This is a genomic window from Chryseobacterium mulctrae, from assembly GCF_006175945.1.
In the GTDB taxonomy this organism is placed as follows: domain Bacteria; phylum Bacteroidota; class Bacteroidia; order Flavobacteriales; family Weeksellaceae; genus Chryseobacterium; species Chryseobacterium mulctrae.
Map to the genome: position 1 here is coordinate 889,996 of NZ_VAJL01000001.1, position 24,028 is coordinate 914,023.

Here is a 24,028-nt window from a genome sequence, read left to right on the forward strand (position 1 = left end):
GTTCAATTAATTTCTTTGAAACATTCTCTTCGCATTCTCACTCGTCAATTTATCAATCTCTGCAAAATCTTTTTGATAAATATCTACCAATTTTCCGGCAACCAGATCAAGATAAGAGCTTTCATTTCTTTTTCCTCTGAAAGGAACAGGAGCAAGATAAGGAGAATCTGTTTCCAGAACGATTTTATCTAATGGAATTTCATTTAAAAACTGATCAATTTTCCCGTTTTTAAAGGTCACTACTCCACCGATTCCTAAAATAAAGTTTAAATCTAAAGCGTGTTTTGCCTGCTCTAAATTTCCTGAAAAACAATGGAAAATTCCTCGAAGTTTTGTGTGTTTTTTTCTTTCTAAAACTTCAAAAGTTTCGTCAAAACTTTCTCTGGTGTGAATAACGATGGGCAAATCTTTTTCTATCGCCCAGTCAATCTGTTGCTCAAAAGCTTTTACCTGAATATCTAAAGTCGATTTATCCCAATACAAATCAATACCAATTTCTCCGATCGCAGGAAAATGTCTTTGGTCAAGATAATTCTTTACAATTTCAAGTTCTTTTTCCCAAGATTCTGGCTTTACATAACAAGGATGCAATCCCATCATCGAAAAAATCTGATCAGGATATTCGCTTTCCAACTGAAGCATTTTTTCGTGCGATTCTGAGTCAATAGCCGGGAGATAAAACTCTGTAATTCCTTTATCTAAAGCTCTCTGAATCGTTTCCTTTCTGTCTTCATCAAATTCTTCTGCATATAAATGCGTATGTGTATCAATCATTATTTTTAAAATTTTAAAAGATCTTCATAAGGTTTTTCTAAACCTAAAAGCATTCCGAAAGCCGGCTCGGTTTTTATACCTTTTTTCTTAAGATCGATTATTTTTTGTTTAAACTCTTCTCCTTTTTCCTGCAAAATTTTATATTCTGCAATCATATGGCGGTAAGCATTTTGCTCAATTGTCGGTTTATTTTGTGCAAAAATTTCGATTGGAAATTCTTCCAACATAAAATTTAAAGTAATACATTTCTCATCATTTAAATTTGGATATTCAAGTATAACATCAACTTCATACGGAATTAATTTACTTAAGCTTATTTCTTCCAGAAAATCTTCTTCATATCTAAAATCAACTTCACAAATAATATCCAAATCACTATTTTCAATATCAATTTCGATGGGAATTGTACCAGTTAAAAGTGGTGAATAATTGTCTAATTTTTCGAAAATTTTATATTTTGTAAGAATTTCGTAAGCTCTTTTTTGCTTTTCATTTCCTATTTTCAGATAATCGAGTTTTGTAAAATCAATCATTACATTAGGTTTTAACATTAAACATTGAACTTTAAACCTTGAATATATCGTGTTTTACTTTTTGTCTCTGAGCTTCAATTCTCAGATTCAGTTTTTCTTTAAACTCGATAAATTTCGGGTCTTTTTCATCATCTGTTCGATGTTCCAAAGCTTTATTGATTTTAAAATTTTCTTTAATAAAATCTTTGGTTTCATCAGAAAAATAAGCTTCACCAAATTTCTCAAAAATATAATTAACAGCCTGTGAATTAGGATGTATCAAATCATCTTTATAAAACCGATAATCTCTCAAATCATCCATTAAGATTTCGTAAATCGGTAAATAATGGCAATTTTCAAATTGTGAACCCACTTCATGAATCGCCGTTATCAACTTAGATTTGCTCAATTGGTTTTCAATCATTCCGTCTTTTGTATGACGAACGGGTGAAACACTAAACAAAATTTGGACATTTTCAGGACAAATATCCTGAAGATTAATGATTGTATCGTAAATAGAATCTGTGAGTTCTTGATAAGTTAAAAGTCTTTTTTCAAAGAATTTTTGTGGGATTTTGTGACAATTCGCAACCAGCTTTTTTTTAGGTTCAAATTCATAGATAAACGAAGTTCCGTAAGTAATAATCACCCAATTGGATTCCTGCAGAAAACGGTTTCCCTCTTCTATTTTCGAATTGATTTTATCTAAAGTCTGGTGAACGTATCTTGTATCAAAATTGGTATGATGATCCAAAGAAATATATTCGTCATTATACGCAATTAAATCGTCTTCGTAGTAAAACTCTGAATCATGAAGCCTTTTTATTGAATTGTTAATCGAAAACGGATTAAAAATCGTCCCAAAAGGATTATTTACCGTCTGAAGCTGACCTTTCTGAAACAAATCTGACATTTCCGAAGCAAAGCAAGAGCCTATTGAAAATATTTTATCTTCAATTTCAATTTTTTGCTGCGATGATTGTATGTCAACTTCTGTACGGAATTTCATTTTGCAGGTAAAAGGTTGCAGATTTTAGGTTATAGGAAACTACTACCTGCAACCTAAAATCTACTATCTAAATTTAACTCTCTCTTCTCAACAAGTAATTTGCAAGTTCAGAGAATGGTTTTTTCTTTTCTTCGGGAACATCTATTTTTGCAAGATAGCTTTGTCCGATTTCATTATGTTTTTCGATTAAGCGTAATGCTTTTTCGTCAACTCTTGTTCTTCTGAAAATCTTTTCAACACCGTAAACTTTATCGATGTTATCAGTTTTTTTAGAATACCAATAGTCTAATTCTTTACGTTCTTCTTCAGTTCCGTGCTCTCTTGCCAAAAGATAAAGTACTGTTTTTTTGTTTTCATAAATATCTCCGGCATGTTTTTTACCGAACTGAGCCTGATCACCAAAAACATCCAAATAATCATCCATAATCTGGAAAGCGATACCGATATGTTTTCCGAAATTGAAAATTGCTTTGGCATCTTTAAACTGTGCTTTAGCGATCATTGCTCCAATCTCAAAAGAAGATGCGCTCAAAACTCCGGTCTTGTAAGTAATCATTCTGATATAATCTTCAAACGTTACATTTTCCTGAGTTTCAAAATTAATATCATATTGTTGACCTTCACAAAGAAGCAAACCTGTATGAGTGAAAATTCTTACACAAGCTTTAAAAATTTCAGGTTCCAGATCTTCAAAAAACTTATAGGCTTTAAGCATTAAACCGTCTCCTGAAAGAATCCCAGTATTAAGACCGTGAATGGTATGAATAGTCGGCTTATTTCTTCTTAGCGGAGCTTCATCCATAATATCGTCATGAATTAACGTAAAGTTGTGAAAAAACTCAATCGCCAAAGCCGGCTTTATCGCTTCTTTCTGATCACCACCAAACAAGTCGCAAGCCATTAAAACCATAATCGGACGGAGACGTTTTCCACCGTGCGAGATGATATAATTCATCGGCTCATACAGCTCTGTAGGTTTGTCTTTAAACGTATATTTAGTAATAGCATCAGCAACAATCTGTTGGTAGGTGTCTAAGAATTCCATAAAAGATTTTAATTTGAACAAAAATACGATTTTCTCAGGGGTTGTAAAACAAAAAACTTTGCCCAAACGGACAAAGTTTTGTATTGTGATAAAATTTTTCGCTTATGAGAAATAGGTAATTATCAAATAAGTAACTCCAGCAACAATCGCCGAGATAGGAATTGTTAAAACCCAAGCCCAAAGTAAGCTTACCGTGATTCCCCAACGTACCGCAGAGATTCTTTTCGTAAGACCTACTCCAATAATTGACCCTGTAATGGTATGTGTTGTAGAAACCGGAATACCAAAGTGATCAGTGATGAAAAGCGTGATTGCTCCTGCTGTTTCAGCACTTACTCCTTCCAATGGTGTTACTTTTGTAATTTTGGTTCCCATTGTTTTGATGATTTTCCATCCACCACTCATTGTTCCTAATGCAATGGCAATGAAAGAAACCAAAGGAACCCACATGTAATGTTTAGAGAAATAATTAAAACGTTCTGCCGCTTCAATATTCAAATAAACAGGATCCTGCAACATATTTACGTGGTAGTAAATAAGAGCTGCACCAATAATCCCCATTACTTTCTGAGCATCATTCAAACCGTGTCCTAAACTGAACAAAGCCGAAGATGCCAACTGAAGTCTTTTGAATGATTTATCTGCTTTATGCGGATTTGATTTTTTATATAAATGAACGATAATTAAAGTAATGATAATTGAAATTATCATCCCAATAACCGGAGCTAAGAATATGAATAAGAAAATAGGAATTACTTTGCTAAATTTCACAACATCTTGTGTGGTTACTTTCATCATCGCTTCTTTTAGCGTAGCAAACATTCCTAAGTCAGGTTGACTTGCAACAACTTCGCGGTAATCTAACAGAAAAGCGTGCATTAATGCTGCTCCTAAAAATCCACCAATCAAAGTGTGTGATGATGATGAAGGAATACCAAACCACCATGTTAAAAGATTCCAAGCAATTGCCGCAATAAGTCCTGAAAAAATTACTTCTAAAGTAATAAAGTTTTCGTTGACGGTTTTTGCAATTGTATTACCAATTTTAAATTCTCCGATAATATAAACAGCAATAAAGAAAGCTGCAAAGTTCCAAACCGCTGCCCAAAGTACCGCCTGAAACGGTGTAAGAACTTTAGTAGAAACAATGGTTGCAATAGAGTTTGCCGCATCATGAAAACCGTTGATATAATCGAAGATTAAAGCTAAAGCAATAATAACCGTAAGTAAAATAGGAAATTCCATTTCTGTTATATTGTTTTATGCGTATTTAATCATGATGTTTTCAATTGTATTGGCAACATCTTCTGCTTTATCGGTTACTACTTCAAGGTAATTTAATACTGATGAAATTTTAATAATATTAATTGCATCATTGGTCTCAAACAATTCTACCATAGAATTTGAAAGAAGATCATCTGCAATATTTTCTATAGAGTTTACTTTAATACAAGCTTCTTTCACCTGCTCCATATTTTTGAAACCTTTAAGGTTTTTCATCGCATTCTGAATCTCAAGACAAGCTTTGTGAATCAATAATGAAAAATCTGCATAAGCCTTCATCAAAGGAGATTTGTAAAGGAAGATATATTTAGCAGAAGCGTAAATATAATCTGCGATATCATCTAAACCTGTAGCTAAAGTGTGAATATCTTCACGATCAAAAGGTGTAATGAAGTTTTTCCCCAATTCAACGAAAATCTCGTGAGTAAGCTCATCATTTTTGTGCTCGTAGTCGCTCATCAATTTTAACATAGAATCATCATTCAGATCAAAATCTTTGATTCCATGATTAAAATCGTTAGACATAGCAACCAGGTTATCTGTAACTTTTTCGAAAAGTACAAAGAAGATTTTATCTTTCGGTTGAAAAGCGTGGAAAATATTACCAATGCCCATTTTATAGTATTTATAAATTCGTGTGCAAATTTCCTAAAAAACCATGTCACCAAAAAGCATCCAGCGTTAATTTTTGTTCACATTGAAGTAATATTTGTTCACATAAAAAACCACTATCAACCTGCATCTTTGTACAAGCCTTTGAATCAATATTTTAAACAATTGTTTAAATAAAATATAAACAAAAAAGCCGACAAAAAATGCCGGCTTTTTTAATATGGTATGAATAAGATTAGTTAGCTTCTTCAGCTCTCATATCTTTTCCTTTGAACTTCATTGATTGGATATTTCCTAAAAGCTCATTTTTATAAGATTTTTCAATCTCAAAGAATGAGAATTTCTCAAGAATTTCGATATTACCAATTTCAGCTCTCTTGTTACCTTTGCTTGAAGTAGCCTTGTTGATGATTTCTAAAACATCTAATTTTTTCAACTGATCTTTTTTACCAAGATTGAAGAAAAATCTAGTCATGTTCTCGTCTCTTTGTCTAGGTTTTCCACCACGATCACCTCTTCCTCTGTCGCTTCTTCCGTCACGATCTCCTCTTGGGCCTCTATCACGATCTCTTCCTCTGTCACGATCTCTTCCTCTGTCGCGGTCTCTTCCTCCTCTGTCATCATCTCTGCTGCTCATTTTCTGCTCGAGAAGATCATGTCTGTCTTTGTAGTACAAAGCAAGATCTTTTAACTGGAACTGAAGTAATTTGTGCACCAATTGTTCTTTTGTAAATTCAGAAAGATCAGGAATCAATGAATCATCAAATTCAAAGAAATCTTCGTGTACTTCTAACAAGTTTTCGAAAACACCTGCAACCTGAGCTTTTACAATATCTTCACCTGTGGGAATTCTAGCTTCAACGATCTCAATCTTTGTAACAGATTTAATCTGCTTCAATTTTCTGCTTTCTTCAGGTTTAATTAAAGAAATAGAGATACCATCTTTTCCTGCTCTACCCGTTCTACCACTTCTGTGAACGAATACTTCAGGATCATCTGGTAAAGAATAATGTACAACGTGAGTTAAAGAATCTACATCTAATCCTCGAGCTGCAACATCAGTCGCCACCAAAATATCGATATTTTTCAATCTGAATTTCTTCATTACCGTATCTCTCTGCGCTTGAGAAAGATCACCATGAAGAGCATCTGCTGCATACCCATTCTGCATCAAGAAATCGGCAACTTCCTGAGTTTCCATTCTTGTTCTACAGAAAATAATTGAGTATTGATTAGGGTTTGAATCGATTAATCTCTTCAAAGCCTCTTTTTTCTGACGGTAACCAGCCACATAATATTCGTGCTTAATGTTCTTTTTAACTTCGTTAATAGAACCCACAGAGATACGGTGAGGTTTTGTCAAATAATTTTTTGAAATACGCTCCACCTCTTTGCTCATCGTTGCCGAGAACAAGAAAGTTTGTTTTGTTTCAGGAGTTTCTTTCATAATGGTCTCCAACTCGTCTTTGAAACCCATTGAAAGCATTTCATCTGCTTCGTCTAAAACCAACCAGTGAATTGCTGAAAAGTCTAATGCTTTTCTGTTAATCAAATCGATTACTCTTCCAGGAGTTCCCACAATAATTTGTGGTTTTTCCTTTAAAGAACGAATCTGATCCATAATACTGCTTCCACCGTAAACTGCTGTAGTTTTGATGTTCTGCATGTACTTTGAATAATTTTTGATGTCTTTTGTAATCTGAAGACATAATTCTCGTGTCGGACAAAGCACCAAAAATTGGATTTTGCGACTCGTATCGTCAATCATATCCAAAATCGGAAGCGAAAACGCTGCTGTTTTGCCTGTCCCTGTCTGCGCAAGTGCGATTAGATCGCGAATATCTGAAAGAATGAAAGGGATAGTCTGTTTTTGGATTTCTGTCGGGCTTTCGTAACCCAGTTCGCCAATGGCCTTAAGGATATCAGGACTTAAATTGGTCTCCGTAAATAAATTCATTAAATATTATAAAATTTTTGCAAAGATACGGTTTTTATTTGGATATTGAATTATACAATATTAACGAATTGATAATTTTATTTTAGAAAACCACAATCATTTTTATATTTAGACAAAAAAACTACATCTTTTTTATTTTTAATTTAAAAATTTTTCAACAATAATCACAATTAGCAAATAATACATTTTGTAGAGTAATAATTATGAATTAATGAAAATTCTATGGGTATTTATTTTGAATATTATTATTTACATTTGATTAAAATTTAAAATATGGCATCTCAGATTTCATCCAAAGTATTTGATTTTTTAAAACTTATTGATAAAAACAACAACCGAGAATGGTTTAATGATAATAAAAATCTTTTTCTTGAAGCACAATCAGATTTTCAGGATTTCACTGAAGAGCTGATTAGCGAAATGGGAAAGTTTGATGAAACTATTTTAAAACTTGATGCTAAAAAATCTTTGCTCAGAATCTACCGAGACACCCGATTTTCAAAAGACAAAACGCCATACAAAAACTATTTCGGAGCCTCACTTGGAATGGGTAAGATAAATACAAAAGCAGGATTTTATCTTCATGTACAACCCGGGAAATCTTTTTTAGGAAGCGGAATTTATTTACCGGACTCACCTGTTTTAAAAGAAATCAGAAAAGAAATCTCTCTTTTTAAAGATGATTTCCTGAAAGCAATCGATGATAAAGATTTCAAAAAATATTATGAGGAACTCGATCAGGAGCACAAACTAAAGAACGTTCCACAAGGCTTTGAAAAAGAAGATCCGATGGGAGAATATTTAAAACTAAAAAGTTTCATTGGAGTTCACAACATCACCAACAAAGATCTTTCTGATAAAAATGCTGTAAAAAACGTTTCAAAAATATTTGAAGCTGCAAAACCTTTGAATGATTTTCTAGATACCTCAATTTCAAATCTTAAAAATTAAACAAAAGCAAAATAAACACTGATAATCAACCTATTACAATTAAATATTTTTAACAACAATTTAACATTTTTCATTACCTTTGCTGGTCGTCAAATTTCCATACAATGTCTTTATACCAGCAACTCGCAGAAAAACTACAGTACATCAGTCCAAGTTTTTATAAACAGAGGTATTTTAAAAGTTTAAAAAATCTCACCAAAGAAAATTTTTCAGGCCGTAATGTAGAGCCAGAGTTGGTTTGGATCAAAGAATATTTAAAAAACGATGCTGTAATTTTTGACATCGGAGCCAATGTAGGAACTTTTCTTTACCAGTTTGAAAACAAGCTGAATCACAAGAATATTTACGCTTTTGAGCCTAATAAAAAACTCAACATCAGACTGAGAAGACTTTTCCCGACGATGCATATTTCTTCTGTGGCACTTTCTGACGAAAATACGACGGCACAATTTAAAGTTCCGATCATTAAAGGAAAAATGGTTGCCTCAAGAGGCACTTTAAATACTTCTTACAAAGAAAAAGACGAAGAAAACTCTTATACAGAAACCGTAGAAGTTGTAAAGCTGGATGATTGGGCGAAATCTAAAAACATCAAAAAAATAGATTTCATCAAAATCGATGTGGAAGGAAACGAAATGAAAACTCTTTTTGGCGGAAAAGATACCATACAAAAATTCAAACCAACCTTAATGGTTGAAATGGAACAAAGACACCACGATCAACCCATTTGGAACGAGATTTTCGAAGTTGAAAACTGGGGTTTTGAAGCGCATTATCTAAACCGAAAAACATTTACCCTCGAAAAACTGACTGAAGAAATTTTATTAAAAAACATCAGCGACGAAAAAAATAAAACCGACTACATCAACAATATCATTTTCTTTCCCAAAAACGTTTAAAATCTAAATATGAGTGTAGTAGCAAGGCAGGGTTTTAAGTATTCCATTATCGGGTACGTCGCGACGTTGATCGGGATGTTCTCCATTTTTATTTTCACCAACGACCTCTTTTTTTACGGAAAACTAAGATACATCATGTCTGCTGCAGAAATGCTGGTTCCTTTTGTGGTGTTGGGAATTTCATATTCGAATGTGAAGTTTTTTGGAAAGGCTCATGAAGACGACAAACATCAAAATATGTTGTCTCTTTCTCTAGCATTGGTTTATATTAATTTTTTAATCTTTTTGGTTGTTTTTTTCCTTATCCCAAGCTTTTTCCCCGAATTTACAAAAATGAAAATCTGGGAAAGCAAAAAATACATTTTGCCGCTTGTTTTAACGCTTTCTTTATGTGCGATTTTCAATAGATATATTTCCAATTATAAAAGAATTGTTGTTTCTAATATCTTCGACAATCTTTTGCCGAAATTAGCCAACTTAGGTTCTTTCTGTCTGTTTTTTTATTTTCAGTTTTCAGAGCAGATTGCATTAGCTTTTTTCTTCGGAATGTTTGCTTTAATGCTTACAGGATATATTTATTACACCAATAAACTTGACAAAATATACTTTGATTTCAGCAGAGATTACTTTAAAAAAGATAATTTTTACAAAGAATTTGCGGCGTATAGTTTCTTTGGATTTTTAGGAACTTTCGGAAATCATATGGCAATCAACAACTATATGATCGGTGAATTTATTGGTGAAGAAGAAATCGCGGTTTACAGCATTTTATTGGCACTTATTTCATTGATTTCCATTCCACAATTGGGATTATTTAATATTTCTGCGCCGATTATCCGAAAAAATTTAGCCGATGGAGACATGAAAGAACTTGACAGATTTCATAAAAAAACATCGTTAACTATTTATTTTTTAGGAGCTGTTTTGTTTGGCTGTATTATGGTAGGATTCCCTTATTTAACGCATTTCATGCCGAATAAAGGAGATTTATTAAGAATGTACGAACCGGTTATCTGGATTTGGGGTTCTGCAGTTTTAATGGATTTAGCGACAGGTTTTAACGGAAATATTATCTCACTTTCAAGATATTACAAATTCAATATTATCGTAATGCTTTTACTGGCTGGTTTAACGATTAGCTTAAACTGGTATTTCATCAACCACACCGACCTTTCATTGATTGGAATTGCGCTGTCAACCGCAATTTCGGTTACTCTTTACAATCTTATTAAAGTTATTTTCAATTATTTCGTGTTTAAGGTTTCGCCTTTTTCTATTGAAATGATTTTCGTTTCGATTATCTGTACTTTAGCGATTACGGTGGCGATTGTTTTGCCTGTTTTTGATAATAATTTCATTAATCTTATTTATAAACCGGCTGTTGTTTTAGTGCTTATATTTATTGGAAATCATTTCACCAAAATATTCCCGATCGAAGATTATCTGAATATGAAATTCTTTAAAAGTATTTTGAAATTTAAGTAAGCTTGTGAAGAAGATTTTCTAAATTTTCAAGAACTGTTTGTTTGCTGTATTCTTTCTGAAAATCATATTGAGCATTCTGCAATTCGTAAAACTGCTCAATAACATTTTCTTTTTCAGGAACAATAAAATCTAGATTTGAAGTATAATTTGCGGGGAAAACAGCGATTTTACCAAACTTTATTGCATCCCCAATATTTCCGGTCATTTTTGTTTTTCCGTACACTTCTTTTTGGCTGAAAAATTCTGTTTGCTGCTGAATCGGGCACCACAAAACATCCGCTTTTTTCATCCACATTTCAAAATCTTGCTGCGAAACTCTTTCTTTGAAATAGGTAATATTAAATTGATTAGAAATTCTCTCAATCGCTTCAAGCTCCTCTCCTTTTGCTTTACCTAAAAAAACAAATTCAATGTTTTTCGCTCTTTCAGCTTTTTGAATTACCTCTAAAACATGTTGATAATCACGTCTTTTTTGAGAAACTCCGCCCGGAATTACAACAGTGAATCTTTCATTCTTATTTTGAGGAAATTCTTTGGTGTAAAAAAGTGGCAAAAACTGACATTCCTGCGAAGAAAATTCTTTATCCAAAACCAAAAGATTCTTTGATTTTTTATAAACTTTTGATGTATTAAAAAGACCTTCCTTCCACCATAATTTCAATCGGTAAATAACATCTTCTTTGAAAACATTTTTGATTAAACCTAATTTGGAAGCCTTTGAAAAATTGAGATTATGAACAATAACAGCTGTTTTATATTTATTGGTAATATTCAAAAAAGTATTGAAGTAACGATGAACTGTTCCAATAATAATCAGGTAATATTTCTTAGATTTAAGCTGGTCTAAAATCATCGAATTATCTGATAAAAAAACAGCTTCGTCACTTGTTTGAATCTGATTTTTAATTCTTTCTGAAAAATAATAATCCACAGAAAATTCTTCTGAATCGTTCATCAAATTCATAAAATCGGCCGCAATTTCTGCGTGGGTATCGATTTCTATGTAAGCTATTTTTTTCAAAGTGAAATTTAGATTTTAAGTTTTGGCTAAAGCCAATTGTATTCATTGTATTAAAAATATGGTCTTCCTTCGACAAGCTCAGGATGACACGCCCATTTCTATTGAAATTTAAAATGTATCACATTTTAAACCATTTCTTCTTAAACTGATTCCAACGCTGCTCATTAATCACTTTTTGTTCATCTTTTGAAATTTTCAACTCAAGATTTTGAGATTTGCATTTTTCGTACGAACTGATAATCTGAAATAAAAAAGAAGGCGATTTTATTTTTGCAGATTCTTTTGCTGCCGCAACATAAGTCAGGAAGCGATTTAAGCCTAAGAAATAAAAATATCGTCCATAATAATCAGCTGGTTTTATGGTATAATCTGCACCTTTTACTTTAATTAATTTTACGTGTAAATCAGGAAGAACAACTTCTTTCCACCCTAAATTTTGCAGAAGAATTGCATCAATATTATCCCAACCCAATGTTTCACGCAAACCACCCATTTGAAGAAAACATTCCTTTCGATACGCTTTCATCGGACCACGAACATGATGTTTGTTGGAATTTCCTTCATACACCCATTCTCCGTTTTTTTCAACATATAATAGTCCTCCAACCAAACCGTAATCAGGGTTTTTCACAAAAGAATCTGCGACAGTTTGTAAATAATTTTCAGACAAGATAATATCCGAATCAAACTTGCAGATAACATCAAACTGATTCAAATCCTGGGTTTTTAAACCTTTTTTAAAAGCCGCAACTACCTTTGAACCTGGTTGGTGCAGGGATTTTTCCAAATTAATGGTTTCAAATCGGGAATCTCGGTCAGCGTATTTTTTAATGACCTCTGAAGTTTTATCAGTCGAGCCATCATTCACCACTACTACTTTAAAATCCTTAAAACTTTGCTGTTGTAAAGAATCTAAAGTAAACGGAAGATTATTTTCCTCGTTGTGTGCAGGAATTATGATTAAAAATTTCAATGTAAATTACCAATGATGAATAACAATTGATAAATGATAAAATTCAACAATTAGCTTGCATCAATTATCATTTATCAATTATCGTTAATATTATTTATTGTGCGGTTTCAACATATTTTTAGGGTCCAGAATTTCGTCTAATTTTTCCTGAGAAAGTAGATTCTGTTCCAGAACTAAATTATAAACACTTTTACCGGTTTCTAAAGCTTCTTTTGCAATTTTTGTTGACTGTTTGTATCCGATGTAAGGATTCAAAGCAGTTACAATTCCAATGCTGTGTTTTACCATATTCAGACAAACGTCTTTATTGGCAGTAATTCCGATGACACATTTTTCACGAAGCGTTTCTAGAGCATTACACAAGAAGTGAATATTTTCCATAATCGCGTGCGAAAGAACGGGCTCCATTACGTTTAATTGTAATTGTCCGGCTTCAGCAGCAAAAGTCACTGTCAAATCATTTCCAATCACTTTAAAACAAACCTGATTAACCACTTCCGGAATTACAGGATTTACTTTTCCAGGCATAATCGATGAACCGGGTTGCATTGGCGGAAGATTAATTTCAGATAATCCGGCTCTAGGTCCTGAAGAAAGCAATCTTAAATCATTACAGATTTTAGAAAGTTTCACCGCAAGACGCTTCATTGCTGAAGAATAAATCACATAAGAACCTGTATCTGGAGTTGCTTCAACCAAATCTGGAGCAGAAATCACCGGATATCCCGTCAGTTCAGCTAAATTTTTAGCACAAAGCGTAGCATAACCGATTGGAGCGTTGATTCCGGTACCAATTGCCGTTGCACCCATATTGACTTCAACAAAAAGATTGGCGTTGTTATTTAATTTAGAAATATCTTCTTCTAAAGTTGCTGCAAATGCTTCAAATTCTTGTCCCATCGTCATCGGAACAGCGTCCTGAAGTTGCGTTCTTCCCATTTTAATGACATCATGAAACTCTTTTCCTTTTTCACGGAAAGCTTCCACGATTCCCACCAATTTTTTCACTAAATTTTCGTTCATCTGCAACAATCCCATTTTGATTGCGGTAGGATATGCATCATTGGTAGACTGCGAAAGATTGATATGATCGTTTGGCGAACAGAATTCGTATTCACCTTTATTTTTACCTAATTTTTCTAAAACTCGGTTCGCAATTACTTCATTAGCATTCATGTTAATAGAAGTTCCTGCTCCACCCTGAATCATATCTACCGGAAATTCGCTGTGGAATAATCCACCGATTAACTCGTCACAGGTTTCTGCAATTTTAAAATATAAATCCTGATCTAAAAGACCTAATTCATAATTGGTTTTAGCAGCCGCTTTTTTCACATACGCCAAACCTTTAATAAATTCCGGATATGATGACAAAAGCTGTCCTGAAATTTTGAAATTGTCTATTGCTCTTTGAGTCTGAACTCCGTAATAAGCATTTAACGGCACATTTAATTCACCGAGTAAATCACTTTCTTGTCTGAAATTTTCCATTAAATATTATTTAATAGTTTAATTATTTGATTAATAAAAAACGCACCGTAAAGATGCGCTTTAAAAATTTATTTTGTAGGATATTTTTGATTTAAAGCTTGAAGAATTGCCCATGTTTCGGCATCCATAATCCCATCGTAGTTTTGAGGTCTGAAGTGATATTGCAATGCTTCAATTGTTTTTTTGGTAGCATCATCCCACTTTCCGTTAGGATAAATTTCGTAACCAAATTTCTGCAATGCAGTCTGAACCAAAAAGATGAACGGAGAGTCATTGTATCTCGTTGAAACATCAGTCTGTGCTAAAGTCAAAAGATTTTGTTTTGCAGCTTCGTCATACCACATTCCTATCTGATATTCGTCGTACAATTTTTTCCAAGGAAACTGTGGACCCGGATCTTGTTTTCTTAAAGGGGCAATATCTGAATGCGCCAAAACATTGGTTGCAGGAATATTATATCTGGTTACAATATCTTTAGCCAAAGCTGCCACTTTTTTAATTTGGTCATCACTAAAAGGCTGAAAGGTTCTTGCTCCAGTTGCATCAGCTGTAAATCCCATATTGACGATCTCAATTCCAATTGAGGTGTCGTTTAGGTTTTTATCTGCACGCCATGCACTTACTCCTGCATGATAAGAACGTTTGTTTTCGTCTACCAATTGATAGATCTCATTGTCACCTAAATTATTTACAAGATAATGTGCACTAACGCCTTGCTGAGTAAGAACTGTTACCGATTTATCATCCGGTAAAACGGTGTAATGAAGAATCAGATATTTTTGTCTGAAATTTTGTGCAATTGCGGGGAAATGGGTCTTCACCACTTTATATCCTGCAGGTTTTGCCGAAACAATAGAACCGTAACTTGCCGTATTATCATTTTTAGTGATATCTGCAATATTGGTAGTAAAAAACTCTACTCCACTTTCTTTTGTTATTTGTGGTTTAATTTTTTCCTGAGAAGTAGAATTAATGACAGTTTTTGGTTGTGAGACTGGAGTTTTCGAGCGGTACGTATTTTTTTTAATATTTTTTTGTGACGTACATGAAAAAACAAGTGTACTTAAGCTTATGATATATAATGTCTTACGCATTAGTTTAAATTTTTAATCATTTATAAGCGTAAAAATACACAATTTTTTTCTGAAATTTATTTGGTAAATAAAGAAATCTGTTCTATATTTGCACTCGCAATAACGGAGCAGCGATCATTCAAAAAGACGTTATTTAGGAGAGTTGCCTGAGTGGCCGAAAGGACATGTTTGCTAAACATGCGTACTGGAAACGGTACCAAGGGTTCGAATCCCTTACTCTCCGCACTTATTATTCTCGGGGCGTAGCGTAGTCCGGTCATCGCGCCTGGTTTGGGACCAGGAGGTCGCAGGTTCGAATCCTGCCGCCCCGACTGTTTTAATAGTTTTCTCAAAACTATTCAATGGGTGCGTAGCTCAGCTGGATAGAGCATCTGCCTTCTAAGCAGACGGTCTCAGGTTCGAATCCTGACGCGCTCACTTAAAACTCACAATTTCTATTGTGAGTTTTTTTGTTTTAATGAACTTACTATATTTTACCGCATAGTTTCTTCTAAAATCTTTCGACAAATATTCAAATGAATAAAGCATCCCGATTTAATCGGGACGGTCTTAGGTTTGAATCCTTTCGCGCTCACACAAAACTCACAATTTCTATTGTGAGTTTTTTTATTTTTTTGAACTTTTTATATTTTGCTAAATCATTTTTTTCTAAAATAATTCACCAAATATTATTTAGCAAATTATTGGAAAAATCCCCCCATTCTTTTTCAGCTGTAAAATTTCTCATTTAATCTTCTACAAATTTTCTTCTTGCCGCTTTCATTCCAAAATAAAACATTGTTGTAATCGAAAGTCCTAAAAAGTAAAAAGACCACTTCCAAGAGAAGTCAAAATCGTGTAATTTACCAAAAATAGCTGGTCCGAAAGCTGCTATCAAATACCCTACAGATTGTGCCATTCCTGAAATTTTAATTGCATTGGCACTGGATTTTGTTCGTAAAGAGAAAAATAAAATTGATAAACTAAATGAAAGACCATTTGATAAACCTAATAATACTGCGGTTACATAAATCCATTCTGATCTCAACCAGGCAAACATCAAAACACTGGTGAGCATCAATATAAAGATAAAAACGATCATCGCTTTTTGATCTTTCATTTTATTTGCAATAATTGGCCCTACAAAAGTGATTGGAATCATCGAAATCTGTATGATAAATAAAATCCAACCCGGTTCGTTTCCCTGCATTCCATAATCGCCAAGAACAGCCGGCAGCCAAGAGATTAATGAATAATACACTAAAGACTGAAGTCCCATAAAAATACTGATATTCCAAGCCTGTTTAGATTTAAACATATTAAAATCAGATTTAACAAGCGAAGTCCCAGTCTGTTGTACTCTAGATTTATTCAGCAACAATTCTACAGCTACGACAAACAATGCTAACAATGCAATTACGAGCCAAATTCCTAAAGAACCACGCCATCCATATCCTGTCCATTCACCAAGACTCACACTGTATCCTGAAGCCAAAGCAGCAGTAAGATTCATAGAGACTGCAAAAATACCGGTCATTAAACCTATCTGTTTCGGAAAATTATTTTTAATATAACCCGGCGTAATAACATTTCCGATACAAACTCCTAAGCCAATAAATACTGACCCAGTAAATAAAGTCCAGACCGAGCCAAATACTCGCATAAAAAGCCCGAAACTTAAAATAATCAATGCGTATAATAAAAATCGATTGATACTGAAACGGTGCGAAAATTTACTCACCAAAACCGAACAACTCGCAAACATCATGAGAGGAATTGACGTGAGCATACTGCTTTGCAAATTATTTAAATGAAGCGAATTACTAATTTGATTCAGAACCGGACCTACAGAAGTAATGGGAGAACGCAAATTACTAGACACTAAAACCAAAACTAACACATTTATTATCAACAGGATGTAAGAAAAACCCTCTCTTATTTTATTTTTCATGATGTTCTATAAAATTGATATTACAAAATTAGCTTGGTTATTTTATATAAATTTGCCATAATATCAATCTGAAACGACATAATTTCTGCCGGAACTTTAGACGTTGATGAAATTTCCCAGGCTTAATTTTGTTTAGCTTGAAGACGATTGGGTACATTATAATGTATGCATAAATACAACCTTAAAAATGAAGCTTTAATCGGCTATATAAAGATAAATGGTTTGGAAGAGTTGAGATTTTTTTAAAGGAAATCAAAGCAAACACTTTTGTCATTACATGAGAGTACAGAGATATTTCCCATCTTTAGTTTAGATAAAAAGGTAAAGTGCAAAGCATAAAAATGAAAGGCATTTCGCCGGAAATAGATTTACAAAAAGTGAAGAATTAAACAATTCGACAATTATTCATTCACAAATAAAAAGACTAACAATAAAGATTGTGAGTCTTTTTATTTTTATGAGCTAATAGTTGTTCTTCAGGATTAGCGAGGATATTAAATTGGGGGTTAATATAATTTTAATTAATTGAAAATTTCAGTGCATTTTTTGATCTTTATGTAGAACGTTGCAATGTGTTTTACTGCATCTAATTAAAAAGAAACTGTAAAATATCTTTAAAATATTAAAAATCCTCAAGCTTTCACATGAGGATTTTTAATTCATATATATAAAATATTATTCTTTAATAATCTTGGATTGATATTTATTAGTTCCATCATTTATTGAAATAATATAAATTCCAGTTTTTAAATTCTGCATTTGATTATTAATTTCCTCATTAATACCTTTTAAAGATCCTTTTACAGAAATAAATAACTTACCTGTCATATCATACATTTCTGCTTTCAGGTTTTCTTTTGAATTTTTAATATCAATAACTAATTTTTGTCCATTTTTTAGAGGATTTGGATAAATAATAATGTTGTTATTATTTACTTTAATATCATTAACACCTAACATATTTGTCGGATAAACCAGAATTTTTTGCCCGTCGTATCCCACAGCATAAACTTTTACAGCATTGGAAGGGAAATCAACATATGTATTTGCCAATGTAGTATCTCCTGTTCCTACAATAGAAACACTAATTAATTGGTTATTTGTATCATAAGTTTCAAATGCAACAGCATTACTCCACTGAGAATTATTTACCAATAAGAACTGACCTTGTGCATTGTTTATCAGTTGAACCCCAATCCCTGTAACACCAGAAACAGGAAGAAGATTTTTATAAGCATTCAAGCTGTTTGCCGAAAGATAATTAATCACCGGAGATACCGGCTTTGTGTACCCCTTCATTAAGATATAAGCCTTAGTATCATCAATCATACTTTGTGTAATCGTAAGCTGATCGGTTGTATAATCTGAAAGTGTGGCATTAATAGGTTTTAAAAATCCTGTATTTGTGAAGAAATCAGTAAGATCTTCTTGTACCGCATCGCACGTATTCTTTACAAAATTCATAACCAACTGCCCCTGCGTGAGTTGTGATTCATCAGTAGTTCTCACTTTCTCAGCTACTATTGCCAACCAATGTGCATAATCTATTCCCGAAACAGGGGTTGTTGGAGATTGTATATCTTCATCTGACATATCCGAATCAAAAGCAAGGGTTGGAGCTCCTTTTGAAGCACCTGCTAATTGATAATATAATTCTAATTGCCAAAACGGAACAAGGCTTCTAAAATACGCATCAGTTGGGTTCGCATAATTTGTTCCGAACTGATCCATAATATTATTCCCATTAATCTGTGTCTGAATAATAATTTCTCCAAATCTGTTCCCGGCAACTTTAGGAAAAGCTGTTTGATCTGCAATTTCACCTTCTAGCCTTGTAAACCGGTTAGTTCCTGTGGGTGAATACAAATTGTAATATGCCCACAATGAATATAAATTATTTGTAATTTCTGTGGTTCCAATCCATTTCAAGCCTGGTCTTATCTGGTTTATATGTCCTAATTCATGAGTGACCCCCCAAAGGCTAAACCCAGTTGCCGAAGTCGAATTTGAAAGTCCCCAAGAAAGATCTAAATGAACGCCTAAACCTCCCGCAAACCAACCTCCTGAAGATTCAGTATAAACAAGTTGTCTGTTTTTAAAATTTTTATTGAACTTAAAAAAGCCCATCATTTCTCTTTCAGACTTTGCAATTACATCATACTTATCAATTAAAGGTTGCGCTGTTGTAAAATGAAAATTACTTACAGCAAACTTATCAATTACAAGTTTTGTGTAATAACCTTCTATATCAATTTTTGGATAAACATTATTGGTTAACATTTCTGCCCATTCTGTAGATGTTGTACCTTTTTTATACATACCATTTACAATACCTGCTGTGATATTTAACGATATAGGTACCGCATTTGCATCATCAGTATAATAAGCAATATATCCAAGTCCTGCATTCTTAATCTCAATAATGTTTAATCCATTTTTCAATTCATAATAATTTTGAGAAGAAGAAGATCCTTCTGTAGCAAAATCTCTTATTTTTAAATAAGCTCTATTTATATTTGTAATATCTTTTGCAAAAATAATTGCTGTCGTGTTTGATTGAAATGCAATTCCTGTAGGATTTTCAAATCCGTTATAATTTCCTATTTTATATTGACTGTTTATAGATTCAGTTGTTTTATAAGAACTAAATGTCTGAACTCTGTATTTCTTATTATAGGTATTATTTAACAAACATTGAGCTAATCCTTTTATGAATGGTGAGGTAATAGCATTAATATCCTGCTGAGTAACAGAAGGCTTTAGTGTACTAAAAATACTATCATTAAATAAATTAGAATACAGCGAAGAATTAAAACCATTTGGATTTGTTCGAAAAAACTCCATTTCAGCACAGCTTGCAAAATTATTTTTGCCATCTAAAACCTCAATTTTAACATTTAATGGAGTAATTGTGGAAGGAAAAATCACCGTTTTACTTGTGCCTGTTTGTGCGAAATTTTGTGTTAAAAGATCAATATAAGTGGGATTGGAAACAGTATTGTAACTTATTTTCACATTTCCAAAAAAACCATTTTCACCATTCTGTCTTGGCGTATATTTTAGATAATTCATTGCCGTTTGTCCATTAAATCTATAAGTCAAAGAAATAGGAAAGCTGGCTGCTGTTCCATTCCAATTGGAATGATAAATTGTGCTAACATCACCATCAAAAGACAACTGAATGTTTGCACCCGGCTGGAAACTTGAAGCAACTGATCCTGTAACCAAGGGTAATACTTGAATATCTGTATAAGCTGCAAACTCACTGGTTGCAAGTGTACATTCTGTTTGTACAGGATCCATTTGTTCTGAAGAATAAAATTCCATTTCTGCACAGGTTGAATAATTATTCTGAGCACTCAAAACATCTACTCTTATAACGGCAGGATTAATAATTGCTGTAGGCAAATCTATGGTTTTAGCCGTATTATTAGCCGCCCAAGAAATAACTCCGGTTGCTGTAGTAAAAACTGTAGGGCTTGATTGTGTAGAATATGAAATCTTTACACTTGTCCAAATTCCGAGAGTACCAGAAAGCCTTGGCTTATATATCAATTTATTTATACTTTTTACTCGATTGGAAAAATTGAAATTTAATTGATCTGGAATTGCAGTACTTAAATTATATCCGGAATGATAAAGTGTATTGACATTATTATCATTACACATTACTGCATCCATTTCTGATTGCGCTGGTTGTAACGATCTCACATAAATTACAGGCATTTTATATTGCTGAGCAAAAGCCGTCTGTAAGAAGAAAAGAAATAAAATAATAAAAAAATTGTTTTTCATCTTGTGTTAAATTTTTGATTATCAATAATTGAAAGATAAATATATTAATTCTTTATATAAGTTTTTCAACAAAGTAATCTTTCTCTTAAAAAAAATATAACATACACATTATCAATTTATTATTTTTAATTAAAATAATTTAGTTTAAAAAGAAAATAATTATTAGGATCAAAATCGAAGATATTTTTTTTAATATTTCACAAGAAAACAAAACATTTATTATAAATTATATATTCTAAATAGAAGAAAAGATATTAATTTTTTGAAATAGTTCGGACCTGCTTTCTGTCATTTTTATATTAGCAGATGTCATGTTTTATTATATAATTAAAGTCTGTAGTTTTTGCGTTAATCAATTGACAATCTCTGCAATCGTATATAAAGAAGGTTATAAAAACGTGCAAGCTTACACAAGCAGCTTCAAATCGATCATTCAGCACAATTCGAGTAATTTTCTAAAGACAATTTGATATATCTTAAAATACTGTACTACATAAAAAAGATAATTTAACTTTCCCAACTTTTAATTATAATCACTAACACTATATTATCAAAGTGAAATTATAAAATTCTTTTAATTTTTTAATTTCAGATAAATCCATGATTATTAACATCATAATGATAGCAAAAAAATAAAATTCTAATAGTCACGAAAAATTATTGCAAATTTTATTTTGAATTACAAAAAAATATTCTATCTTTGCACCCACAAAAAACAAGGTAATTCTTGTTAAGATGACCTTTAATCGGGGCGTAGCGTAGTCCGGTCATCGCGCCTGGTTTGGGACCAGGAGGTCGCAGGTTCGAATCCTGCCGCCCCGACTGTTTTAATAGTTTTCTCAAAATTATTTAATGGGTGCGTAGCTCAGCTGGATAGAGCATCTGCCTTCTAAGCAGACGGTCAAAGGTTCGAATCCTTTCGCGCTCACTTAATGACACCATTAGGACAATTTAGGCCAAATGGTGTCATTTTATTTATAAATACTTGTTATTCAGTCTATTTAGAGTATTTTTCACCCTTTTACCTTATTTTTTAAAGCAAAAATTTTTTCTTAAAAAACCAATATTTTATCTTTTTAAGACGATTTTTCGATTAAAGCTCCATATTATTGCTACGAACCTGACAGGATTCGAACTTTTTCAAAAATATTAAATAACTGAAAATCAAATAAATACCAAAATCATTTTTTTTCTGTGGAGCAAAAAGTTCGAAAAGACAAGCCCATCACGTTATCTATACAGGATTTCGAACACTTCAAATGCCATATAAAATATTGTTTTTCAGCGTTTTATATAAATACAATTTAAAATATCAGCTTTACTCTGAAAAATCAAAAACTAATCAATCAATTTTTAGATATTTTTTAAGTTTTGTTCATACCCTAAAAAATATAATTCTTTAAAAAATTCAACTATTGCTTGCTCTGTCTGCTGACCATGGATTTCTTTTATTTTCGAAGCTGAAGCAGTTAATCCAAATATAGTCTTAACACTTTCTGATAGCATTTTTCCAATATTCCCTTCTATTACTTTTACTTTCTCCGGAAAAAACAACCTGATAATTCTCTGTTTGGTTATAGTATCTGAATTTTCATAAAACTCCCCTAAGTGGTTAATTATGTAATCAGTTCCCTTTTCTGTATGTTTTTCAGCCACTATTTTTAAAGCCTGCTGTCTCAACTTATCAGTATTATCTTTTAAAGATTCCTGACAACGACTTCTTATTAGTATATAATCATCATAGTCAATATTCCCATTTGAAAATAGCTTTTGTGCATTGAATCCCCTATCAATCAATTTTTCCATTTCTTTCTTTATCTCCTCTTTTTTCTGAATATAATCATGATGTTCTTCACCGTAAATTTCCTTTGAGATACTATTGGCAAGTTCTAAAAATGGTTCTACCACTCTATTGTTCTTAAGAAATGAGAGAAAACTTAAATTGATAAGGTCGGCTCTTACCCGGTATGAACAGAGTCCCACACAGTGATAATAATAATATTTTTTAGTATGTCCCTGCGATCCACTTCCTGTAAGCGTATTTCCACAATTAGGACATTGTAGGACTCCTCTAAAAATTAAATTTTCATTGACTATCCTTTTTGAAGTTAGTTTCTTAGAATGGTTTAAATCTGCGCCTTTTATTATTCTTTGAACCTGATCAAATAAAACGACAGGTATAAGACGCTCATGAGCACCCTCAACAATTCTTTCAGCTTTATCTTCGAATGCCGGAATTTTTATTTTACCACAATAAATAGGATTTCTTACCAGCCGGTAAAATGCACTTCTACTGCAATGAAGCCCATTTGATAACGCATCCTTGTATATTTCAGTTAAACAATATTTACTTTGTCTCACTATAGCTGTAAAAGCCTCACGGATAATATATGCTTCCGGTTCGTAGAGGGCTATATATTTTTTTCCATCAGATGTTATTTTATTTCTATATCCTAGAGGAGCTTTGTTAATCCATCTTCCTTCCAGTCTTGCTTTTTGCATTCCCAAACGTACATTACGGCTTCTTTTATCGTTTTCTACTTCAGAAGTAGCCCAGTACATTGCCAACATAATTTTGCTTTCCGGAATTGAGAAGTCTATCTGCTGTTCAATTGCCTGAATAGAAACTTTCATATTCTGCAATCTTTCTAACATCTTGTAAGCGTCCATAATATTGCGGCTGAATCGATCCCAATAAGTAAAGAGAATAAGTGAAGATTGATTTTTAATGAGCTTAAGTTCAGCGAACAATTTGTTCCATTCTGGCCGGTTAAATGTTTTCGCAGAATAGTCTTCGAAAATAGTTTTGGTAACAATGAGATTGTGATCTTTACAATAGTGCACAAGTCGATCCAGCTGGCTGCGTTGGGAATATCCTTTTACAGCCTGTTCATCAGTACTGACTCGTATGTACAGATAAACGGCTTGCATGGCGTGGTATTAATTAAAGTCCTTTAGTTAGAACTCCTATATATTTAAACGAAAAATAGAACAAATTATTTGACGAGTTTACATACATATTTTAACAAAAAATATTTATGCTTCGGTCATATTCTGTTCTACTAGATAATAGCATGATTTATATTTATTGTAGAATCATGGCAGTAATTTGAAAATGATTAAATAGTGGAATTTTATACTATTCTGAAAAGAATGGTTCGAATCTGTGTAGAGATTACCATCTAATGCAATTAAA

General features: G+C 32.7%; 17 protein-coding genes and 5 tRNA genes. 8 read left to right on the forward strand and 14 right to left on the reverse strand.

What is annotated here, in order from left to right; genetic code table 11:
- Nucleotides 1–6 precede the first annotated feature (6 nt).
- The 7 genes from FDY99_RS03890 to FDY99_RS03920 form a co-directional block, all read right to left on the reverse strand.
- A complete protein-coding gene (locus FDY99_RS03890) occupies nt 7–774 on the reverse strand; it encodes a TatD family hydrolase (RefSeq protein WP_139419330.1) in 768 nt (255 codons plus the stop codon).
- A gap of 5 nt (nt 775–779) precedes the next feature.
- Nucleotides 780–1,307, reverse strand: coding sequence for a DUF4269 domain-containing protein (locus FDY99_RS03895; RefSeq protein ID WP_139419332.1), 528 nt, complete (start codon nt 1,305–1,307; stop codon nt 780–782).
- Nucleotides 1,308–1,338: 31 nt separating this feature from the next.
- Nucleotides 1,339–2,295, reverse strand: a complete 957-nt coding sequence (locus FDY99_RS03900; RefSeq protein WP_139419334.1) for a GSCFA domain-containing protein — start codon at nt 2,293–2,295, stop codon at nt 1,339–1,341.
- Between the two features lie 73 nt (nt 2,296–2,368).
- Nucleotides 2,369–3,340, reverse strand: coding sequence for a polyprenyl synthetase family protein (locus FDY99_RS03905; protein ID WP_074230251.1), 972 nt, complete (start codon nt 3,338–3,340; stop codon nt 2,369–2,371).
- A 102-nt stretch (nt 3,341–3,442) separates the two neighbouring features.
- Complete coding sequence (locus tag FDY99_RS03910; protein WP_102978515.1) at nt 3,443–4,585, reverse strand: inorganic phosphate transporter; 1,143 nt, start codon at nt 4,583–4,585, stop codon at nt 3,443–3,445.
- A 15-nt stretch (nt 4,586–4,600) separates the two neighbouring features.
- Nucleotides 4,601–5,239: a DUF47 domain-containing protein gene (locus tag FDY99_RS03915; protein ID WP_074229593.1), complete on the reverse strand. Its 639-nt coding sequence runs from the start codon at nt 5,237–5,239 to the stop codon at nt 4,601–4,603.
- Nucleotides 5,240–5,471: 232 nt separating this feature from the next.
- Nucleotides 5,472–7,193: a DEAD/DEAH box helicase gene (locus FDY99_RS03920; protein WP_102978514.1), complete on the reverse strand. Its 1,722-nt coding sequence runs from the start codon at nt 7,191–7,193 to the stop codon at nt 5,472–5,474.
- Nucleotides 7,194–7,466: 273 nt separating this feature from the next.
- On the opposite strand from FDY99_RS03920, the gene FDY99_RS03925 reads away from it, so the two are divergent.
- From FDY99_RS03925 to FDY99_RS03935, 3 genes are all read left to right on the forward strand, one after another.
- Nucleotides 7,467–8,144, forward strand: a complete 678-nt coding sequence (locus FDY99_RS03925; RefSeq protein ID WP_139419336.1) for a DUF2461 domain-containing protein — start codon at nt 7,467–7,469, stop codon at nt 8,142–8,144.
- Between the two features lie 104 nt (nt 8,145–8,248).
- Nucleotides 8,249–9,043, forward strand: coding sequence for an FkbM family methyltransferase (locus FDY99_RS03930; protein ID WP_139419338.1), 795 nt, complete (start codon nt 8,249–8,251; stop codon nt 9,041–9,043).
- 9 nt (nt 9,044–9,052) lie between these two features.
- Nucleotides 9,053–10,528 (forward strand): lipopolysaccharide biosynthesis protein, encoded by a 1,476-nt coding sequence (locus tag FDY99_RS03935; RefSeq protein WP_139419341.1) that lies wholly within the window; start codon nt 9,053–9,055, stop codon nt 10,526–10,528.
- Here the strand turns inward: FDY99_RS03935 and FDY99_RS03940 are convergent.
- The 4 genes from FDY99_RS03940 to FDY99_RS03955 all read right to left on the reverse strand — a co-directional run bounded on the left by FDY99_RS03940 (nt 10,521) and on the right by FDY99_RS03955 (nt 15,107).
- Entirely contained in the window at nt 10,521–11,549 is a 1,029-nt protein-coding gene (locus tag FDY99_RS03940; protein ID WP_139419343.1) for a glycosyltransferase family 4 protein, read from the reverse strand. The two genes, FDY99_RS03935 and FDY99_RS03940, sit on opposite strands and share 8 nt — an antisense overlap.
- A gap of 118 nt (nt 11,550–11,667) precedes the next feature.
- On the reverse strand, nt 11,668–12,522 hold the full coding sequence (locus tag FDY99_RS03945; RefSeq protein ID WP_139419345.1) for a glycosyltransferase: 855 nt from the start codon (nt 12,520–12,522) through the stop codon (nt 11,668–11,670).
- A gap of 90 nt (nt 12,523–12,612) precedes the next feature.
- Nucleotides 12,613–14,013 (reverse strand): aspartate ammonia-lyase, encoded by a 1,401-nt coding sequence (aspA, locus tag FDY99_RS03950; protein ID WP_102978508.1) that lies wholly within the window; start codon nt 14,011–14,013, stop codon nt 12,613–12,615.
- 68 nt (nt 14,014–14,081) lie between these two features.
- Nucleotides 14,082–15,107 (reverse strand): N-acetylmuramoyl-L-alanine amidase, encoded by a 1,026-nt coding sequence (locus FDY99_RS03955; protein WP_139419347.1) that lies wholly within the window; start codon nt 15,105–15,107, stop codon nt 14,082–14,084.
- 136 nt (nt 15,108–15,243) lie between these two features.
- On the opposite strand from FDY99_RS03955, the gene FDY99_RS03960 reads away from it, so the two are divergent.
- The 3 genes from FDY99_RS03960 to FDY99_RS03970 all read left to right on the forward strand — a co-directional run bounded on the left by FDY99_RS03960 (nt 15,244) and on the right by FDY99_RS03970 (nt 15,524).
- Nucleotides 15,244–15,330, forward strand: a tRNA-Ser gene (locus tag FDY99_RS03960).
- A gap of 13 nt (nt 15,331–15,343) precedes the next feature.
- Nucleotides 15,344–15,418, forward strand: a tRNA-Pro gene (locus FDY99_RS03965).
- 32 nt (nt 15,419–15,450) lie between these two features.
- A tRNA-Arg gene (locus tag FDY99_RS03970) sits at nt 15,451–15,524 on the forward strand.
- A 310-nt stretch (nt 15,525–15,834) separates the two neighbouring features.
- On the opposite strand, the gene FDY99_RS03975 is transcribed toward FDY99_RS03970, so the two are convergent.
- Complete coding sequence (locus FDY99_RS03975) at nt 15,835–17,037, reverse strand: CynX/NimT family MFS transporter (RefSeq protein WP_139419349.1); 1,203 nt, start codon at nt 17,035–17,037, stop codon at nt 15,835–15,837.
- A gap of 675 nt (nt 17,038–17,712) precedes the next feature.
- Nucleotides 17,713–20,832: a M60 family metallopeptidase gene (locus FDY99_RS03980; protein WP_139419351.1), complete on the reverse strand. Its 3,120-nt coding sequence runs from the start codon at nt 20,830–20,832 to the stop codon at nt 17,713–17,715.
- A gap of 747 nt (nt 20,833–21,579) precedes the next feature.
- On the opposite strand from FDY99_RS03980, the gene FDY99_RS03985 reads away from it, so the two are divergent.
- Nucleotides 21,580–21,654 (forward strand) — tRNA-Pro (locus FDY99_RS03985).
- Nucleotides 21,655–21,686: 32 nt separating this feature from the next.
- A tRNA-Arg gene (locus tag FDY99_RS03990) sits at nt 21,687–21,760 on the forward strand.
- 425 nt (nt 21,761–22,185) lie between these two features.
- Here the strand turns inward: FDY99_RS03990 and FDY99_RS03995 are convergent.
- Nucleotides 22,186–23,763 carry a recombinase family protein gene (locus tag FDY99_RS03995; protein ID WP_139419353.1) on the reverse strand — a complete coding sequence of 526 codons (1,578 nt, stop codon included), beginning with the start codon at nt 23,761–23,763 and terminating at the stop codon, nt 22,186–22,188.
- Nucleotides 23,764–24,028: the final 265 nt, after the last annotated feature.